Origin of the sequence: Cohnella candidum, from assembly GCF_003713065.1 — a bacterium.
In the GTDB taxonomy this organism is placed as follows: Bacteria; Bacillota; Bacilli; order Paenibacillales; family Paenibacillaceae; genus Cohnella; species Cohnella candidum.
In genome coordinates this window covers 2,904,171-2,919,913 of the sequence record NZ_CP033433.1, presented here as the reverse complement: position 1 = coordinate 2,919,913, position 15,743 = coordinate 2,904,171, and the positions used below count along the sequence as shown (strand labels likewise).

The following is a 15,743-nucleotide window of genomic DNA, read 5'->3' as shown; positions in this document are numbered from 1 at the left end:
CGTCCCGGGAATTATCCGGAATCGGCGCATGCTTTGCGCGTGTCATATTTACGATCATCCTATCACGCATTGCCATACTAGGAAAGGACAATTTTGGGGCGATTCGCAGCGCAATTCGATTTTGCACAACTGCACGGTGAAAAGTGCGCGAACGGAGGGCTGCAATTCGATAATGCACAACTAATCAGGGATTTTCAGAAGAAGGCTTATGAATAACCTCTCCAAGTGTGCAAAATCGAACTGCGGCGAGCGCCCCTCACCCCTCCGAATGCCCCAAGCCCGCCTCCTTGGCGAGCAGGATGGCTTGGGCGCGGTCCGTGACCTGGAGCTTGTTGAGCAGGTTCGAAACGTTGTTGCGGACGGTTTTAATCGTGATGTCCAATTTCCGCGCGATCTCTTCGTTCGATAAACCGTCCGCGATCAGCTCCAGCACCTCCTGTTCCCGTTCCGTAAGCTTGGGGAACAAGTCGGCGACGTGGGGCTTGCGGGTGATCGTTTTGAAGTAGTACATCATTTTACGGGCGATGGAGGGACTGAAAATCGCTTCGCCGTTGCCCGCCGCGACGATGGCCCGGAGGATGTCCTCTTTGTCGGAGCCTTTGAGCAGGTAGCCCAGCGCGCCGGCCTTCATCGCGGAGAAGACGGACGCGTCGTCGTCGAACATCGTCAGGATGAGCACGTGGATATGCGGATGCGCGTTCACGATCGTCCGTGTCGCCGTAATTCCGTTCATTTCCGGCATGCCGACGTCCATCAGGATGACGTCCGGCTGGAGCGATTCGGCCAGCTCCACGGCTTCCCGGCCGCCGCCGGCTTCGCCGACGACCTCGAATTCTTCATGATGCCGCAGGGCAGACAACAGCCCTTCGCGGAACATCGGATGATCATCCGCCAAAAGAATGCGCAGCGTCTCCTTGGACGGTCTGCTCATGTTCCCCACTCCCTTCTTCCAGCGGCAATCGAATCTCGATGCGCGTACCGGCTCCGGCTTCCGAACTCAGCATGCATACGCCGCCCAATTCCTCCGCCCGCTCTTTCATGGAACGAATGCCCATGCCGGGCGACAAGTCGGCGGGCAAACCCGTGCCGTCATCTTGAATCGTAAGATGCAGCGTGTCCCCGCGGTTAGAGAGCCGAACTTCGGATGAACGAGCCTTTGAATGACGCGAAACGTTGGTCAGCGCTTCCTGCACGATCCGGTAAACGGCCACCTCCACGGCGGCGTGGTATTTCAGATCGCCATCCGGCAGGAACAACCGGACGCTCAAGGATGGGTCTTGATAAGAGCCTGCAAGCTCCTCCAGCGCGAAAGCCAGACCGAATTCGTCCAACGCCGGCGGGCGCAGCGCGTACACTAACCTGCGGATGTCGACGATGATTTCTTTCATCTGCCGCTTCATCGTTACAAGGGCCTGCTTGGATCGGGGGGGATCCTCGTCATGCAGCTGATTCGCTTCTTCCGTCCTCAGCATCAGGCTGGCGATCGTTGAACCCAGCCCGTCGTGCAAATCGCGGCGCAACCGCCGCCGCTCTTCCTCGCGCGCGTTCACCAGCCGTTCTCGGGAACGATGCAATTCTTCGGTCAACCGCACCGCTTGAACCGCGATGCTCACTTGCCGCAGCAGATCTTCGAGGAGCGGAAGCTGCTTCGGCGGAATGACGTCCCGGAAATCGGGAATCCCCAGCACGAGCCAGCCAACCGTCTCTCCCGTCACCTTCAGCGGGAGGCGGCTGGCCGCCGCAGTCTCTTGTCCGTAGGAAGCCAGCGTTTCCGTTCCGTGAACCCCATGGATTTCGATCGAAGCATAAGGGAGGCGGAAGGCCGCGGCAACCGTTTCGACGACGGCGCCAAGCAGGGTACGGCGGGTCAACGAGCCTTCCAGCCGCCGCGTCAAGCCGGACAAAATTTGATAGGGATTGTCCCTTTCCCCATACACGAGCAAGTTGATCTGCTTTTGGATTCGATCGCGCAGCGGTTGAAGGAATACGGCCACGAGACCGATTGCGATGAGGGAGGCGAGGGTGTTGCTTTTGAATTGCAGGAATATCCCCAGCACGCCGACCAGCAGCGCATAAAAAGCGATGCTCATAACGCTGAGCACGAAAAACACGAGAGTCCGGTTAAACGCGACCGACATCCGGCGCAGCCGGAGTTCCAACACCATCACGCCGACGGAAATCGGGGCAAACAGAAGTCCCGTGTAGAGCAGTACCTGCACGGCGAGTCTGAGGATGCCATGCTGCGGCGGAGGAGCCAAACCGAGCGTCGTGCCCGCGACGAACGCGGTCAAGCTTCCGACCAACCAAACAATCTGCCGTTTTTGTTCGCTGGAGGCACCGTGGAAGTATCGGTAGCCCTGGGAGACGAGAATGAGCACATGCAGCAAAAATCCGATGGACTCTTTCAAGTAAGGATTCCAGTTCAAAAAGTTCCACCCGTTTTCCGGGAAAAACACATTCGTCATCGCCAGAACGATCGTGATCCACGCGGGATAGGCCATCCACCGGGGCACGAATCTTCCTTCCGGCAGGAAAAACATCAGAAAAGGATAGAAGATGCCGATCATGACGTTGATTTGCATGAGCAGCAGGAGCATAGGATCGCCTTGCAGCACAACGTCGTCCGTACTGAACATGGTGCCGGTGACGACCAGCATCATGGACGCGATGACGCAGTAGGCATCCTTCCAACCGTAACGATAGAGGACGAATCCGACCATCCAGGACGAAAGATTTTGAATGAACAGCAAAATGACCGTCAAACCGCCGTACAGCTCGGAGGTCATCCCGAAAGATTCGAGCTGATGCAGCTGCCGCGAGGTCAATTGAAAATAATTGGCGCAAGCCATCGCGTCACCACAGGTCGAGTCGTACATGCCGATTCCCCGCCAATGGCTGTAGAAGGAGACCGCGGCGGATACCGCGAAAGCCGCCCACCATGCCGTATGGAGGAATACGAGCAACGCTTTGCGCGCAGGTAAGGCTTTGGAAACCGAATCGATAGGGACCCACATCCCCGCAATGGCAAGTTTTCCCTAGTATAGCACGGACTTTCGGAATCGGGAGCCGGTCTCGGGAAGATTCCCGCGCGACTTCCCGTCTGTCCGGGACGGCATCCCTTGCTGCGGGACGCGAACCTTTTTACGATGAATGGCGAAGTCGACGAATCGAAACGGGGAGTGACCGAAAATGGTAAAAGTGCCTCAAGGAGTGTTTCGGGCAAGCGGGTGGATGCTGATCGCGGCGGGGTTGACGAACTTCATCGTGTCGATCGTGCATCTCGAGGATACGCCGGCCAATCTGGCGCAGCTGCCTTATTTTCTGAACGTGGCCGTGGGCACGCACGTCGCCATGCTGCTCGCTACGCCGCTGATTTTGATGGGGCTGGCGGGGCTGTATTTGAGGCAGGCGGAACGGCTTCGTTGGTGGGGGTGGATCGGGTGCTTCCTGATGTTCTTCCTGTTCATTTTCGAAATGATCCATGCAGTGCTGCAGGTGTACCAATATCCGGTTCTGTTTGATGGCATCACGACGGAAGCGCAATTGAAAGCCGCTTCGGATACCGCGCTGAAGACGATGAACCACGACGGGTTCCCGACGACGCTCTCCTTGGTGGCGATGCCGGGGGTCCTGCTCGGTTTCGCGCTGATCACGATCGCGATGTACAGGTCCCGCGTGTTCTCCAAATGGCTGGCTTTGACGTTCCTGCTCATGCCATCGACGTATTTTCTGCCGTGGGAGAGCTATGGGAAATACGTCTTTCCCGTCGCCTATTTGACCTACGCCGTTTATGGAGTGTTGTTGGTGACGGAACGCAAGATCGTAGCGGCGCCCGTAACCGAGCAGGCTGCGACGGCTTAATGTAAACTCCGATGCGAAAAATCCCGCGACCTTTCGATCACGGGATTTTTTCTATTTTCGTGAGAACGAGTTTGTGCTGCGTCCAATCCGGCTCGAAATGGAGCCGCGTCGTTCCGTCTTGGCCGGCGGCCCGCCCGCCCTCGACGACGAGTTCCGAGCCGTCAACCGTCGGCAAGTTTACGGGAGAAGTCGTCCATTCCTCGACGGTCCGACCGGCTTCCTCGAACGTAAAGGCCGAGGCTTCCCCGGTTTTCTTATCCACGCCGTAAACATGGAATTCCAACCCGTGGCAATCGGTATAACGCGGGATGAGCAGGAACAGCTCCCCATCCGGAAAATCGAGCTTTGTCATCGCGAACGCCTGGTTTTCTTTTTGGATGATTTCGAGGTTCGGTAAGCTGCCGATCCGGCTTTCCTGACCGGACGCGGATTTGAAATAGACGCCGTAGCTTCCCGTCACGTAATAGTCGGTCTCCTGACCGAGACAACTCGGCGCGCCAAGCGTTTGGATTTTCTCTGGGAGCCCATCGTCAGGACGGAGCTCCAGCCGCCCGAACGAGGAGTCCGCGAAGGCTCTGACGTCTAAGCTTGAAAATAGCGGCGGGTCCGGCGACACCGAAGGCGACGGTGTCGGGACCTCCGTGGAGGCTTGCGGCCCGATGAAAGAAGTATTCACGCCTGCCCCGTCCGAATATTTGAAGATCGCTCTATTCACAAGACGATCCTTCCAAACGATGACCAATTGCGACTCTAGGCTGCCGTTGATCAAGCCCTGCGTATCGAAGCCGTCGTCTTTCTCGAGATCGGACGTAACATTCACTTGGTAACCGTCCATCACGCCGTAATCGTACCGCCAGACGTCAACAGCACTCCAGGTGGACATATCCAGCGGATCCTCTTCATGAGGCTGTGCAAAATCCCGTTTGACGGATAGGCCATTGTAAGACTTGCCAAAGGCTTTCTTGACCTCCGATTCCGTCATTCCCACCCGCAAATGTTCAATCACATACGATTCAGTCATTTCGGGGGTACCGTTGGATCCCCTTGGCGAAACCGCAGCTTTATCGGCTAAGCCGGATACCAAGAATAACCCGATAACGACGATCGCCATCCCGAATACGCCCGTCGCCGCCCACCGGTTCAGCCGTCTGGCCCGGCGTCGCGGGAGTATCTTGCCCGGGTTTTCGCCGAGCGCCCGTTCCTCCACCTCCAGCGCCATTTTCGAATCAAAACCCGATTCCGCGAATGGTCCGTTGCGCAACCGCGCATACCAGTCCGGCTTCATTTCACTCATCGCGCTCCGCCTCCCCCAGGTAAGCTTTCATCTTGCTCCGCGCCCGGTGCAAGCGGGATTTTACGGTCCCGACCGTTACCCCGAGCAGCAAGGAAATTTCCGTCAGTGGCATGTCGTACCTGGCATCCAGCACGAGCACCTCGCGGTATTTGGGCGGAAGCTTCAGGACCAGCTCCCAGATGGAATCCGTGAACGCCTGGTTCATGTACTGTTCTTCGGCGGATTTCTCGCTTACGACGGGATAAAGGAAATCGACCAGCGTTACTTTGCGGATGAAGGCGGATTTTCGATAATTGGCGGCCTTATTTCTGGCGATCGAGAAAAGCCACGTCCGCATGGAGGATTGGCCCCGAAACGATGCAATATGAAGGAACGCCTGCAAAAACACGTCCTGCGAGACGTCGTCGGCGGCGTGACGGTTTCGGGTCAGGAAGAACGCATAGTTCCAGACGTCCCGGCCGTGTTCCGCCATCAATTCCTGCAGCGTTCCGGCATGGATATGGGAAACATATTTCAAATAATCGTGCGCCAACCCGCTCACCTCGTTAGATTAGACAACCGGGAAGGCAAAAGGTTCCAATGATGAGAAAATAAATTGCCGCTCCGCCGCCCAAGCCCTATACTTAAACGAAAAATAGAAAAACAGGAGAGAAACCGCATGACGAAACAATTGCTGTCCCCCCTCGTGAAGACGTTCGATCTTCAGCCGCATATCGAGGGCGGCTGGTACAAGGAAACCTGGAAAGCTTCGGTCGACATTCCGCAGTCCGCTCTCGGCCCCCAATATTCCGGCGTTCGGGCGGCGGCAAGCTCCGTCTACTTCCTGCTGCATCCGGGAGAAGTTTCGCGCTGGCATAAAGTGCTGTCCGACGAAATGTGGCTGTATCATTCGGGAGGTCCGTTAAAGCTCAACCTGGGGGGAGACGGCGAAACTCCGGCGGAAGGGGAGACGATCATTCTCGGGATGGACGTCGGCGGCGGACAAGTCCCTCAAGCGCTCGTTCCGGCGAATGTGTGGCAGACGGCAACGCCCTTGGGGGATGAGCCGGTATTCGTCACCTGCATCGTGGCGCCGGCGTTCCATTTTGACGATTTCACGCTGATCAAAGAGTAGGAGCGTGCGAACGGGATGGAAGAGAAGAAGGAACCGGTTTTTATCGCGATCACGGGTACCCAGCATTATTTCGGCACCGATTTTTTCAAGGTCGGGCTCGTTTTGCAACTGATCAAGGATCCCGCCAATCCGCACGACGGAGAGGCCATCCGGGCGGAAATCCCGCCGATCGGCAAGGTCGGCTACGTCGCCAACAGCTCCCACACCGTGCCGCGCGGCTGCCGCAGCGCCGGGCGGGTGTACGATACGTTCGGGGAAGTCGCGCTGGCCAAAGTATGCTTTGTGGTGAAGGACACGGTGATCGCGGAGCTGCTTGAAGCGGATGAAGAATGGCAAAAAATCTATACGGCCGAGGATACGGACGACGCAGAGTGGACGCCGCCGACCCGCAGCACTTCAAAGCCATCCGGCTGGTGTGTGGTGATCCGTCCCGACGAGCCGTAAAGCCCGCCGTTTCGAGCTTGGTCTCTTTCTCATAAAATCCTGTCAACAGCTTTCGTGACGAAAGCTGTTTTTCCTTTGATTGATCGTGTAAACGCTTACCCGTTATGATGAGAAAGGTAAGGCAAGCGCATAATACTCGCATTGCGGGGTAATGGGTAATATTAGAAGGAGGCTGAGTTTTTTTTATGAGCGATTTAACCAAACAGCAAGGTTCTCCTGACGGAGGGTTTCGGGTAGCGGTCCAGAGTTTCGGACGTTTCCTGAGCGCGATGGTCATGCCGAACATCGGGGCATTCATCGCATGGGGCTTGATTACGGCATTGTTCATTCCGACCGGCTGGATTCCGAACGAAACGCTGGCGAAACTGGTCGGCCCGATGATCACCTACCTGCTGCCGCTGCTGATCGGTTTTACCGGCGGTCATGCGGTACACGGCCACCGCGGGGGCGTCATCGGCGCGGTCGCCACGATGGGCGTCATCGTCGGCACCGACATTCCGATGTTCCTCGGCGCCATGATCGTCGGTCCGTTGGCGGCATGGGTCCTCAAGAAGTTCGACAAATCGATCGAAGGCAAAATCAAATCCGGTTTCGAAATGCTGGTCAACAACTTCTCGTCCGGCATCATCGGCGGTATCCTGGCGCTGCTCGCGTTCAAAGCGATAGGACCTGTCGTCGAAGCGATCAGCAAAGGGCTGGCACACGGCGTGCAAGCGCTGGTGGACGCTCACCTGCTGCCGCTCGTCAACATCCTGATCGAGCCGGGCAAAGTGCTCTTTCTCAATAACGCGATCAACCACGGGGTTCTGGGTCCGATCGCGCTGGAGCAAGCTTCCAAAACCGGCCAATCGATCCTGTTCATGCTCGAGTCCAACCCGGGTCCGGGCCTCGGCATCCTGCTGGCTTACTGGCTGTTCGGCCGCGGAACGGTTAAACAATCCGCTCCGGGCGCCATCATCATCCACTTCCTGGGCGGTATCCATGAGATTTACTTCCCGTACATCCTGATGAATCCCCGCCTCATCCTGGCGGCGATCGCAGGCGGCGTCGTCGGCACGGGCACGTTCTCGGCTTTGGGCGCAGGGCTCGTAGCCGCTCCGTCGCCGGGCAGTATCTTCGCTTATATCGCCATGACGCCGAAAGGCGGACTCTTCCCGGTACTTGCCGGCGTCGTGACCGCAGCAGCCGCTTCCTTCCTGGTCGCGTCCGTCATGCTCAAGACCAGCCGTAAGAACCAGGCTGACGATCTGGAAGCCGCAACGACGAAAGTGCAAGCCATGAAAGCCCAATCCAAAGGCCAAGTGGCTGCCGCAAGCGCAGGCTTCGCAACGGCCGGCGTCGTCAAATCGAACGACGAAGTCCGCAAAATCGTGTTCTCCTGCGACGCAGGCATGGGCTCCAGCGCCATGGGCGCCTCTGTCCTCCGCAAGAAGTTGAACGCGGCGGGAAGCGATGCGATCGTGACGAATACGGCGATCAGTGACATTCCGCCGGACGCAGACATCGTCATCACGCAGAAAACGTTGACCGACCGCGCCCGGCAGAAAGCGCCGAACGCCGAGCATATCTCGATCGACAACTTCATTAACAGCCCCGAATACGATGCGCTCGTAAAACGTTTGGGCAAATAAGCAACAGATAAACGGGTTTGGGGTAACGCTGACGTCTTTCGTACGTCGGCGTTTCGCCCGTTTTTACGGATCAGGGATGGGGGTGGCCGGGTGAAGGTGTCCAACAGGCAGCGACGAATATTGGAAGTATTGCTGGACCGCCCTTCGGAAGTGACCGCAGGCCAGCTCGCGGAGGAGATCGGCATCAGCGCGAGAACCGTCCACCGGGAGCTTCAAGAGCTCGAGCCGGTTCTCATCTCCCACGGACTGTCGCTGGTGAAGAAATCGGGAATCGGAATCACCCTTGAGGGAGACGAAGGCGCCCTTGCAAGCTTCCGGGAAGAGCTTCGGTTATCCGAAACCGAGACCTATTCTCCGGATGAACGCAAGGTGCTGATGCAGTGCTTGCTGCTCGAAGAGGAGGAGCCCGTCAAACTGTTCGTGCTGGCGCGCGAGGTGCAGGCGGCAATCCCCACGGTGAGCCGAGACTTGGACGATCTGGAGCCTCAGTTGGCCCGAAGCGGTTTGTCCCTGGTTCGCAAAAGGGGATACGGCGTCGAGATCGCAGGAGTGGAGACGGCCAAACGCGAATACATCGTCTGGATGGCGGATGAACACCTGGACCATTCCGACTGGTTCGGCACCATTGACCCTTCGGATCAATGGCCGGTGACGCGAAGGCTTCTGGAGCTGGCCGGCAAGGAAGATTTCCTGCGCATTGAGCAGTCGTTGTGGCAGCAAGCGGAGGAATGGTTAAACGGCCTCAAGGAATCCGATTACACGAAGCTGCTGATCCGGTTGTCCGTGGCCGTCGCCCGCATCCGTTCCGGCCGGTTAGTGAAAGCGGATGAGTTGGTCCGGAGAGGCGAACCGCCTCACGGCCATCTCGGTTTCGACCTGAACCGGTTCGCTTCTTCGCTCGACCTTGCCTTGAACGAGAACGAAGCGAATTTTCTGCTCTCCCTCTTCGAAGAGGCGCGAAATAAAGCGGCAGACGTCTCGACGGTCATTTTGGAAAAATACGGCCTCGATTTCGCGGAGCGCACCCTCGACTTCATCCGCGGCGTGGAAGGCCGGCTGGACATCGCGCTCAGCAAGGACCGTTCGCTGCTGGATGGCCTCATCCGCCACTTGGGTCCCGCGTTGGAGCGGATCCGTCGCGGGGAATCGATCCGCAATCCGTTGCTGCCCCAGATCAAAAAGGATTATCCGGAATTATTCCTTACGGTGCGGCATAGCGTCGGCGACGTGTGGAAAGAAATTGCGATTCCGGAGGAGGAAGTCGGCTACCTGACCATGCATTTCGGGGCCGCTCTCGAACGCTGGAAGCTGACGCCGAACCACCTGAAAGCCTTGCTGGTCTGCACGAGCGGGATCGGCTCGTCGAAGCTTCTCGCCGTCCGCATTTCCAAAGAGATTCCCCAGATCGACCTGATCGGGCATTATTCCTGGTATGAAGCCTCGCGAATGCCGGAAGACCAGTACGATCTCATCATCAGCACCGTCGACCTGCCGGTCGAACAGGATCGGTACATCAAGCTGAGTCCGCTGCTCAGTCCGGATGAAGCGGATCGTCTCCGCTTGCACGTCCGCAAGCTCGTGACCCGAAGCCGCCCGCGCGTCATGGCGGCAAAGCGGGATGAAACCGTCGGCTCTTGGGAGAGGTTAAAGCTGATGTCGGGCTATTCCAAGGAGATCGTCGGCCTGCTCGAAAACTTCCGGGTGTTTGAGCTGGATAACCGTTCCGACGACGGCGATTTAAAGCGGCTGTTGAAGAACCTGTTGAACCGGCTTCCCCCTCGGGTTCTGGAGCGGGAAGACGAAATCGTCCAAGCGCTGCTCGACCGCGAAGAGCAAGGCAGCCTGCTCATTCCGGATACGGAGCTGGCCTTGTATCATACCCGAAGCGAAGGCGTGAGCATGCCGGTACTGTCCTTATTCCGGCTGGAAACGCCCCAGCGGCTTGGCGACGGTTCCGGCGCCGAGGCAAGGCAAATTTTGCTCATGCTCGCGCCCAAAACGCTGAGCAAACCCGGCCTCGAGGTGCTGAGCGAAATCAGCGCCATGCTGTTGCTGCCGGAGCTGGTCCGGCTGCTGGAGCAGGAGCGGGAAGAGGCGATCCGGGCTTATCTGTCGCGTAACCTGGAAGTTTATATAAAGAACAAACTGGAATGGAGAGATGCCCCATGAGTATCCTGTCGAAAGAGAAAATCAAGTTGAACGTCGCGGTCCAAGACAAATTCGAGGCGATCCGTCTGGCGGGAGGTTTGCTGGTCGAAGGAGGGCACGTGCCTCCGGAGTATGTGGATGCGATGATTGAGCGGGAGAACGTCTCTTCCACGTACCTCGGAGCCGGGCTGGCCATGCCTCACGGCACGAATGAAGCCAAAGGCTTGATTCGTTCGACGGGAATGTCGGTACTCGTGCTTTCCGAAGGCGTCGATTTCGGCGGAGACGAACCGGCACGCCTCGTGATCGGGCTGGCCGCCGTCGGCGACGAGCACATGGAAGTGCTGTCGAGCGTAGCCATGATGGTTTCCGAAGAGGCCGACATGCAGCGCATCTTGAACGCTTCGTCCGAGGAGGAGCTCCTTAAGCTGTTCGAGGAGGGGATGCAGGGATGAAAGCCGTCCATTTCGGAGGCGGGAACATCGGCCGCGGATTCATCGGGCTGCTGCTCTCGCAAGCCGGCTACCGCGTGGAGTTCGTCGACGTGAACGAGAAGTTGGTTGATTTGTTGAACGCCCGTGGGGAATATCCGGTCCAGTTGGCCAACGAAACAGCGGATACGACGATCGTCACCAACGTTTCGGCCATTAACGGGAACGACAAACAGCGGGTCGCCCAGGCCGTCGCCGAGGCGGACCTCGTCACGACCGCGGTCGGCGTCAACATCCTCAAGTTCATCGCCGAAAACATCGCCCTGGGCATCCAGCGCAGGCTGTCCGCCGGCGCGGAGGGGGTTCAGCCTCTCCACGTGATCGCATGCGAGAACACGATCGGCGGCAGCACCCAACTGAAAAAGCTGGTGTTCGAACATTTTCCTCCCGAGCTTCGCGACGAAGCGGCTTTGAAGGTCGCGTTCCCGGACGCCGCCGTCGACCGGATCGTCCCGATCCAGCAGAACGAGGATCCGCTGAAGGTGATCGTCGAGCCCTTCTACGAATGGGTGGTCGACCGTTCCGCGATGTTGGAAGGCTTTGCCGAAGTCGAAGGCGTCCATTATGCGGACCAGCTCCAGCCTTATATTGAGAGAAAGCTGTTCACGGTCAATACGGGCCATTGCGTGGCGGCGTACCATGGGTATCTGAACGGATATGAGACGATCCAGGAATCGATGAACGACAAAGCCGTGCTGGCGGAAGTGATCGGCGCGCTGGGAGAGACCGGTGCGGCGCTTCGCGGGCAGTACGGATTCGATAAAATGGAGCATGACGCGTATATCGCGAAAATTTTGGACCGTTTCCGCAACCCTTACCTGACCGACGAAGTCGAGAGGGTCGGACGTTCGCCGATCCGTAAAATTTCCCCGAACGACCGCTTGATCAAGCCTGCGCTGGCCGCCCTGTCCCTGGGGGTCGAAGTGCCGCATCTGGCCAAAGGAGTCGCCGCGGCCCTGCTGTTCGACTATGAAGAAGATCCGGAGGCGGTGGAGCTGCACCGGTCGCTGCGCGAGAGCGGCGTCTCCGCCACGGTCACCGAGTATACCGGCCTGCCGGAGGAGCATCCGCTTCACGGCCAAATCATCGCGGCATACGAGTCGCTGAAGGGCCTGAAATAGCGGACAGAAAGGAAGGCAACACCGATGAGACAAACCTTTAAAGGAATCGGGGCGTCGCCCGGTCTGGCGATCGCTCCGGCGTTCATATGGAAAACGGAAGAGGCTTACATTCCGCAGGAAAGCCGGGTAGAGGACCGCGAAGCGGAAGCGTCACGGTTTCAAGCGGCGGTAGACCAGGCCCGGGTGGATCTGGAGGCGATCCGGAAATCCACGGAGGAGAAGCTGGGCGCCGATAAAGCGGAAATTTTCGAAGGGCATCTTCTTATTCTTGAAGATCCGGATTTAATCGACGCGATATTGGAAAACGTCCGGGAAACCGGGATTAATGCGGAATTCGCGTTGCATGAGACCTCGCAATCGTTCATCCGGATGCTGGAGGAAATGGATGATGAGCTGCTGCGTGAACGCGCGGTAGACATCAAGGACGTCAGCGGTCGGATCATGCGGCATTTGCGGGGCGTTGCCGGCTCGGATTTGTCGGCCATGCCGGACGAGTGCGTGCTGGTCGCCGAGGATTTAACGCCTTCGGATACCGCCCAATTGGATTTGAACAAGGTGCGCGGATTCATCACCGAAGTCGGCAGCCGTACGTCCCATTCGGCGATCATGGCCCGGTCCCTCGACGTTCCGGCGATCGTCGGAGCAGGCGTCGGGCTTCGCTCGATCCAGCCGGGCACGCTCGTCGTCATGGACGCGACGGAAGGCGTGCTGCTGGCGGAACCGGCGGCCGAAGAACTGACGGCATACCGCGAGAAGAAAACCGCGTACGATCGCCGCAAGGCGGAGCTGGCGCTTTGGAAAGACAAGGAGACGCTGTCTTCGGACGGACGGCATGTCGAACTCGCCGCCAACATCGGCAAGCTGGAGGACGTCCAGAAGGCGCTCGACAACGGGGCGGAAGCCATCGGCCTGTTCCGTACGGAATTTCTCTATATGGGACGCACCGAGCTTCCGACCGAGGAAGAGCAATACAACAGCTACAAATTCGTGCTGGAGAAAATGGACGGCAAACCGGTCGTGATCCGGACGCTGGACATCGGCGGAGACAAAGAGCTTCCGTACCTGAACCTGCCGAAGGAAAGCAATCCGTTCCTTGGGCAGCGCGCCCTGCGGCTGTGCCTGGAGAGGCCGGACCTGTTCCGGACCCAGCTTCGCGCGCTGCTTCGGGCCAGCCGTTACGGGAACTTGAAAATCATGTTCCCGATGATCGCGATCGTGGAGGAGTTCCTGGAAGCCAAGCGGATTCTCGAGGAAGAGAAGCGGAAGCTGCTCGCAGAAGGCGTTGAGGTAGCCGAAGGCATCGAGGTCGGCATGATGATCGAAGTGCCAGCGGCGGCCGTGTCGGCGGATCTGTTCGCCAAGGAAGTGGACTTTTTCAGTATCGGAACGAACGACCTGATCCAATATACGATGGCCGCCGACCGGATGAACGAAACCGTTGCTTACCTCTATCAACCCTGCCATCCTTCCGTGCTTCGTCTCATCCGCATGGTCATCGAGGCCGCGAACCGGGAAGGCAAGTGGGTCGGCATGTGCGGCGAAATGGCGGGGGACCAGACGGCGATCCCGATCCTGCTCGGTCTGGGCTTGCATGAGTTCAGCATGAGCGCCGGATCCATCCTGCCCGCCCGCGAACTGATCGGCCGTTTGTCCCATGAGGAATGGCGCGGATTCTCGCGGGAAGCGATGTCGCTAACTCGCCAGGATGCGATCCAGCAATACGTGAGGGAACATACGTTAGGAGGGCAACCCGCATGATTTCGCAAACGTTCAAAATCACCAACCCGAGCGGCTTCCACGTCCGGCCGACCAAAACGTTCGTGCAGGCCGCGAATCAATACCCTTGCAAGATCACCGTCATCAACAAGGGCAAGAAGGTCAATGGGAAAAGCTCGCTCAGCATGCTGACGCTCGGCATCGCCGCCCAGGAGGAAGTCACCCTGGAAATCGAGGGCGAACGCGAAGATGAGGCCATGCAGGAGCTTGGCAAGCTGTTTACGGAAGTGCACGAGTGAGTTGAAGCAGGAACGCCCGATTCTCCATGCTGAGGATCGGGCGTTTTTTGCGTTCGCGGATGCGTGAGGTGCGGCGTTTGGTTACTTTGGCGGTACCGAAGGCGGTCTCACCGTCTTGCGGAGCGGATTTTGTTACCTTGGCGGTACTGAAGACGGTCTGAACGTCTTGCGGAGCGGATGCGGTTATTTTGGCGTTACCGAAGACGGTCTCACCGTCTTACGGAGCAGGTTTGGTTACTTTGGCTGTACCGAAGACGGTCTCTCCGTCTTGCGGAGTGGATGTGGTTACTTCAACTATTGTCTCGTTAACCGGATTTTCCGGTCATCTCGAACTTTCGAACCCTTACTGCAGTGCCGTTAACCGGATTTACCGATTATCTCGAGTAATTAAGGCTCTTACAATCGCCGATGATCGGATTTTCTGGCTATCTCGGGCGGTTTCACCCGCTTCGGAGTGCCGCTAACCGGATTTTCCGGCTATCTCGGCCGTCCCCCTAGTCCCCGCCGCCTCCGCAGCTAGAGCCGCAGGAGGAGCTGGAGCAGGAAGAGCTGGAGCATGAGGAAGAGTCGCCGCCTCCGTCGGACGACGAGCAGGAACCTCCGCCGTTGCCATTGTCTCCGCCGCTATCTCCGTTGCCTCCGCTGCCGTCGTCATTTCCGTAGTCAACGTATGTACCGTCGTCCGAGTACAACCCGCAGGACGAGCCTTGCTGCCGTTGTCTCTCGCGCTCGAGTGCGTACGGGTCGAACGGCATCGTTTCGGACGCGAGCCCGTACGCCATCAAGATCCACAGCGGGTCGGCTCCGGCATAAAAGGCGGACTGTTCGCCCGGCCGGCTATCGTCGTGATAGGCGCGGGCTTGCCCGGTCTTCTCGCGTACGGCGGCGAGCACTCTTTCCTGAACCGCCGTTACCGCAATATCGCTTGAATCCCGCACACGCAGCGCTGCCCGCAAGCGTTCTTCATCGCCGGACTCGATTTCTTCCAGCAAGGCGGAAGGCATCCGGTGCCGATAAAACGGGCCCAACAACCGATGGGTTTCCGGCGCGAGGCTGAACAACGCGGCGTAAACGATCTCGAACGCGGCCCGTTCTTCCGCCCGGGCATCCATGACCTCGGCATCCCCGCCGCCATCGCCGGGATTCACGTTCGGCTGATGATGGATGTAGAAACCGGCGAACCGCTCGCTGAATTGCTGATATTCCCGGGTGAACATGAGCATTTCGTGCCAGATCAAATCGGCATCGTCGCTGTACATCGGCACGTGGCGCAAAATCGCCGTCAGCAGGAAAAAGCGTTTGAGCTCCAGCTCCATCCAGCCGTATTTGGCGTCGCCGATCTCCGGGTGCCGCACTTTGACGCGCTCGCGGACTTGTTGAAGATACGTTTCCGCCAGGGACTCCTGCAGCCTGCTAACTAGTGAATTTGCGTCCTCCGCCAGCTCCGGCCGGACACCGAGCCGCTCGGGAATCGGATACGAGTATGAAAACGTACGAGGACGTATCGGCTTCCTTGCCGGCGAACTCGAGAATAACCGCTTGAACCAGTTCATGGAAACTGCCCTCCTGAGGACATTTTACCACGAACGCTTTATGGGAATAATAGGGGGAAAAACTTCAGGTG

The 15,743-nt window shown here is 58.2% G+C and carries 14 protein-coding genes; 9 read left to right on the top strand and 5 right to left on the bottom strand.

The window, feature by feature from the left end; genetic code table 11:
* Positions 1 to 256: 256 nt before the first annotated feature.
* Together EAV92_RS13505 and EAV92_RS13500 are read right to left on the bottom strand one after the other, a co-directional pair.
* A complete protein-coding gene (locus EAV92_RS13505; RefSeq protein ID WP_123041587.1) occupies positions 257 to 931 on the bottom strand; it encodes a response regulator in 675 nt (224 codons plus the stop codon).
* Positions 885 to 3,014, bottom strand: a complete 2,130-nt coding sequence (locus tag EAV92_RS13500; protein ID WP_123041586.1) for a sensor histidine kinase — start codon at positions 3,012 to 3,014, stop codon at positions 885 to 887. The genes EAV92_RS13505 and EAV92_RS13500 overlap by 47 nt, the downstream gene beginning before the upstream one ends.
* Positions 3,015 to 3,189: 175 nt before the next feature.
* On the opposite strand from EAV92_RS13500, the gene EAV92_RS13495 reads away from it, so the two are divergent.
* The gene (locus tag EAV92_RS13495) at positions 3,190 to 3,861 is read left to right on the top strand and encodes a hypothetical protein (RefSeq protein ID WP_123041585.1); all 672 of its coding nucleotides are present in this window, start codon (positions 3,190 to 3,192) and stop codon (positions 3,859 to 3,861) included.
* Between the two features lie 37 nt (positions 3,862 to 3,898).
* Here EAV92_RS13495 and EAV92_RS13490 read toward each other — a convergent pair whose 3' ends face one another.
* Together EAV92_RS13490 and EAV92_RS13485 are read right to left on the bottom strand one after the other, a co-directional pair.
* Complete coding sequence (locus EAV92_RS13490) at positions 3,899 to 5,155, bottom strand: hypothetical protein (RefSeq protein ID WP_123041583.1); 1,257 nt, start codon at positions 5,153 to 5,155, stop codon at positions 3,899 to 3,901.
* Positions 5,148 to 5,687, bottom strand: a complete 540-nt coding sequence (locus EAV92_RS13485) for an RNA polymerase sigma factor (protein WP_241158267.1) — start codon at positions 5,685 to 5,687, stop codon at positions 5,148 to 5,150. Before EAV92_RS13485 ends, EAV92_RS13490 begins: the two co-directional genes overlap by 8 nt.
* Before the next feature lie 126 nt (positions 5,688 to 5,813).
* On the opposite strand from EAV92_RS13485, the gene EAV92_RS13480 reads away from it, so the two are divergent.
* From EAV92_RS13480 to EAV92_RS13445, 8 genes are all read left to right on the top strand, one after another.
* Positions 5,814 to 6,269 (top strand): cupin domain-containing protein, encoded by a 456-nt coding sequence (locus tag EAV92_RS13480; RefSeq protein WP_123041582.1) that lies wholly within the window; start codon positions 5,814 to 5,816, stop codon positions 6,267 to 6,269.
* Between the two features lie 15 nt (positions 6,270 to 6,284).
* The gene (locus tag EAV92_RS13475; RefSeq protein ID WP_206424218.1) at positions 6,285 to 6,713 is read left to right on the top strand and encodes a DNA-binding protein; all 429 of its coding nucleotides are present in this window, start codon (positions 6,285 to 6,287) and stop codon (positions 6,711 to 6,713) included.
* Positions 6,714 to 6,898: 185 nt separating this feature from the next.
* Positions 6,899 to 8,344 (top strand): PTS mannitol transporter subunit IIBC, encoded by a 1,446-nt coding sequence (locus tag EAV92_RS13470; RefSeq protein ID WP_123041581.1) that lies wholly within the window; start codon positions 6,899 to 6,901, stop codon positions 8,342 to 8,344.
* A 90-nt stretch (positions 8,345 to 8,434) separates the two neighbouring features.
* Entirely contained in the window at positions 8,435 to 10,513 is a 2,079-nt protein-coding gene (locus EAV92_RS13465) for a BglG family transcription antiterminator (protein ID WP_123041580.1), read from the top strand.
* Positions 10,510 to 10,947 (top strand): PTS mannitol transporter subunit IIA, encoded by a 438-nt coding sequence (locus EAV92_RS13460; RefSeq protein WP_123041579.1) that lies wholly within the window; start codon positions 10,510 to 10,512, stop codon positions 10,945 to 10,947. Before EAV92_RS13465 ends, EAV92_RS13460 begins: the two co-directional genes overlap by 4 nt.
* Entirely contained in the window at positions 10,944 to 12,104 is a 1,161-nt protein-coding gene (locus EAV92_RS13455) for a mannitol-1-phosphate 5-dehydrogenase (protein ID WP_123041578.1), read from the top strand. The genes EAV92_RS13460 and EAV92_RS13455 overlap by 4 nt, the downstream gene beginning before the upstream one ends.
* A gap of 24 nt (positions 12,105 to 12,128) precedes the next feature.
* Positions 12,129 to 13,862 (top strand): phosphoenolpyruvate--protein phosphotransferase, encoded by a 1,734-nt coding sequence (gene ptsP / locus EAV92_RS13450; protein WP_123041577.1) that lies wholly within the window; start codon positions 12,129 to 12,131, stop codon positions 13,860 to 13,862.
* On the top strand, positions 13,859 to 14,119 hold the full coding sequence (locus tag EAV92_RS13445) for an HPr family phosphocarrier protein (protein WP_123041576.1): 261 nt from the start codon (positions 13,859 to 13,861) through the stop codon (positions 14,117 to 14,119). The genes ptsP and EAV92_RS13445 overlap by 4 nt, the downstream gene beginning before the upstream one ends.
* Before the next feature lie 494 nt (positions 14,120 to 14,613).
* Here EAV92_RS13445 and EAV92_RS13440 read toward each other — a convergent pair whose 3' ends face one another.
* Positions 14,614 to 15,672 (bottom strand): glycine-rich domain-containing protein, encoded by a 1,059-nt coding sequence (locus tag EAV92_RS13440; protein WP_123041575.1) that lies wholly within the window; start codon positions 15,670 to 15,672, stop codon positions 14,614 to 14,616.
* Positions 15,673 to 15,743: the final 71 nt, after the last annotated feature.

Bases quoted from the DNA above. Each gene is read 5' to 3' on its own strand.
- EAV92_RS13505 (WP_123041587.1), bottom strand. From the start codon at position 931: ATGAGCAGACCGTCCAAGGAGACGCTGCGCATTCTTTTGGCGGATGAT.
- EAV92_RS13500 (WP_123041586.1), bottom strand. From the start codon at position 3,014: ATGTGGGTCCCTATCGATTCGGTTTCCAAAGCCTTACCTGCGCGCAAA.
- EAV92_RS13495 (WP_123041585.1), top strand. From the start codon at position 3,190: ATGGTAAAAGTGCCTCAAGGAGTGTTTCGGGCAAGCGGGTGGATGCTG.
- EAV92_RS13490 (WP_123041583.1), bottom strand. From the start codon at position 5,155: ATGAGTGAAATGAAGCCGGACTGGTATGCGCGGTTGCGCAACGGACCA.
- EAV92_RS13480 (WP_123041582.1), top strand. From the start codon at position 5,814: ATGACGAAACAATTGCTGTCCCCCCTCGTGAAGACGTTCGATCTTCAG.
- EAV92_RS13475 (WP_206424218.1), top strand. From the start codon at position 6,285: ATGGAAGAGAAGAAGGAACCGGTTTTTATCGCGATCACGGGTACCCAG.
- EAV92_RS13470 (WP_123041581.1), top strand. From the start codon at position 6,899: ATGAGCGATTTAACCAAACAGCAAGGTTCTCCTGACGGAGGGTTTCGG.
- EAV92_RS13460 (WP_123041579.1), top strand. From the start codon at position 10,510: ATGAGTATCCTGTCGAAAGAGAAAATCAAGTTGAACGTCGCGGTCCAA.
- EAV92_RS13455 (WP_123041578.1), top strand. From the start codon at position 10,944: ATGAAAGCCGTCCATTTCGGAGGCGGGAACATCGGCCGCGGATTCATC.
- ptsP (WP_123041577.1), top strand. From the start codon at position 12,129: ATGAGACAAACCTTTAAAGGAATCGGGGCGTCGCCCGGTCTGGCGATC.
- EAV92_RS13445 (WP_123041576.1), top strand. From the start codon at position 13,859: ATGATTTCGCAAACGTTCAAAATCACCAACCCGAGCGGCTTCCACGTC.
- EAV92_RS13440 (WP_123041575.1), bottom strand. From the start codon at position 15,672: ATGAACTGGTTCAAGCGGTTATTCTCGAGTTCGCCGGCAAGGAAGCCG.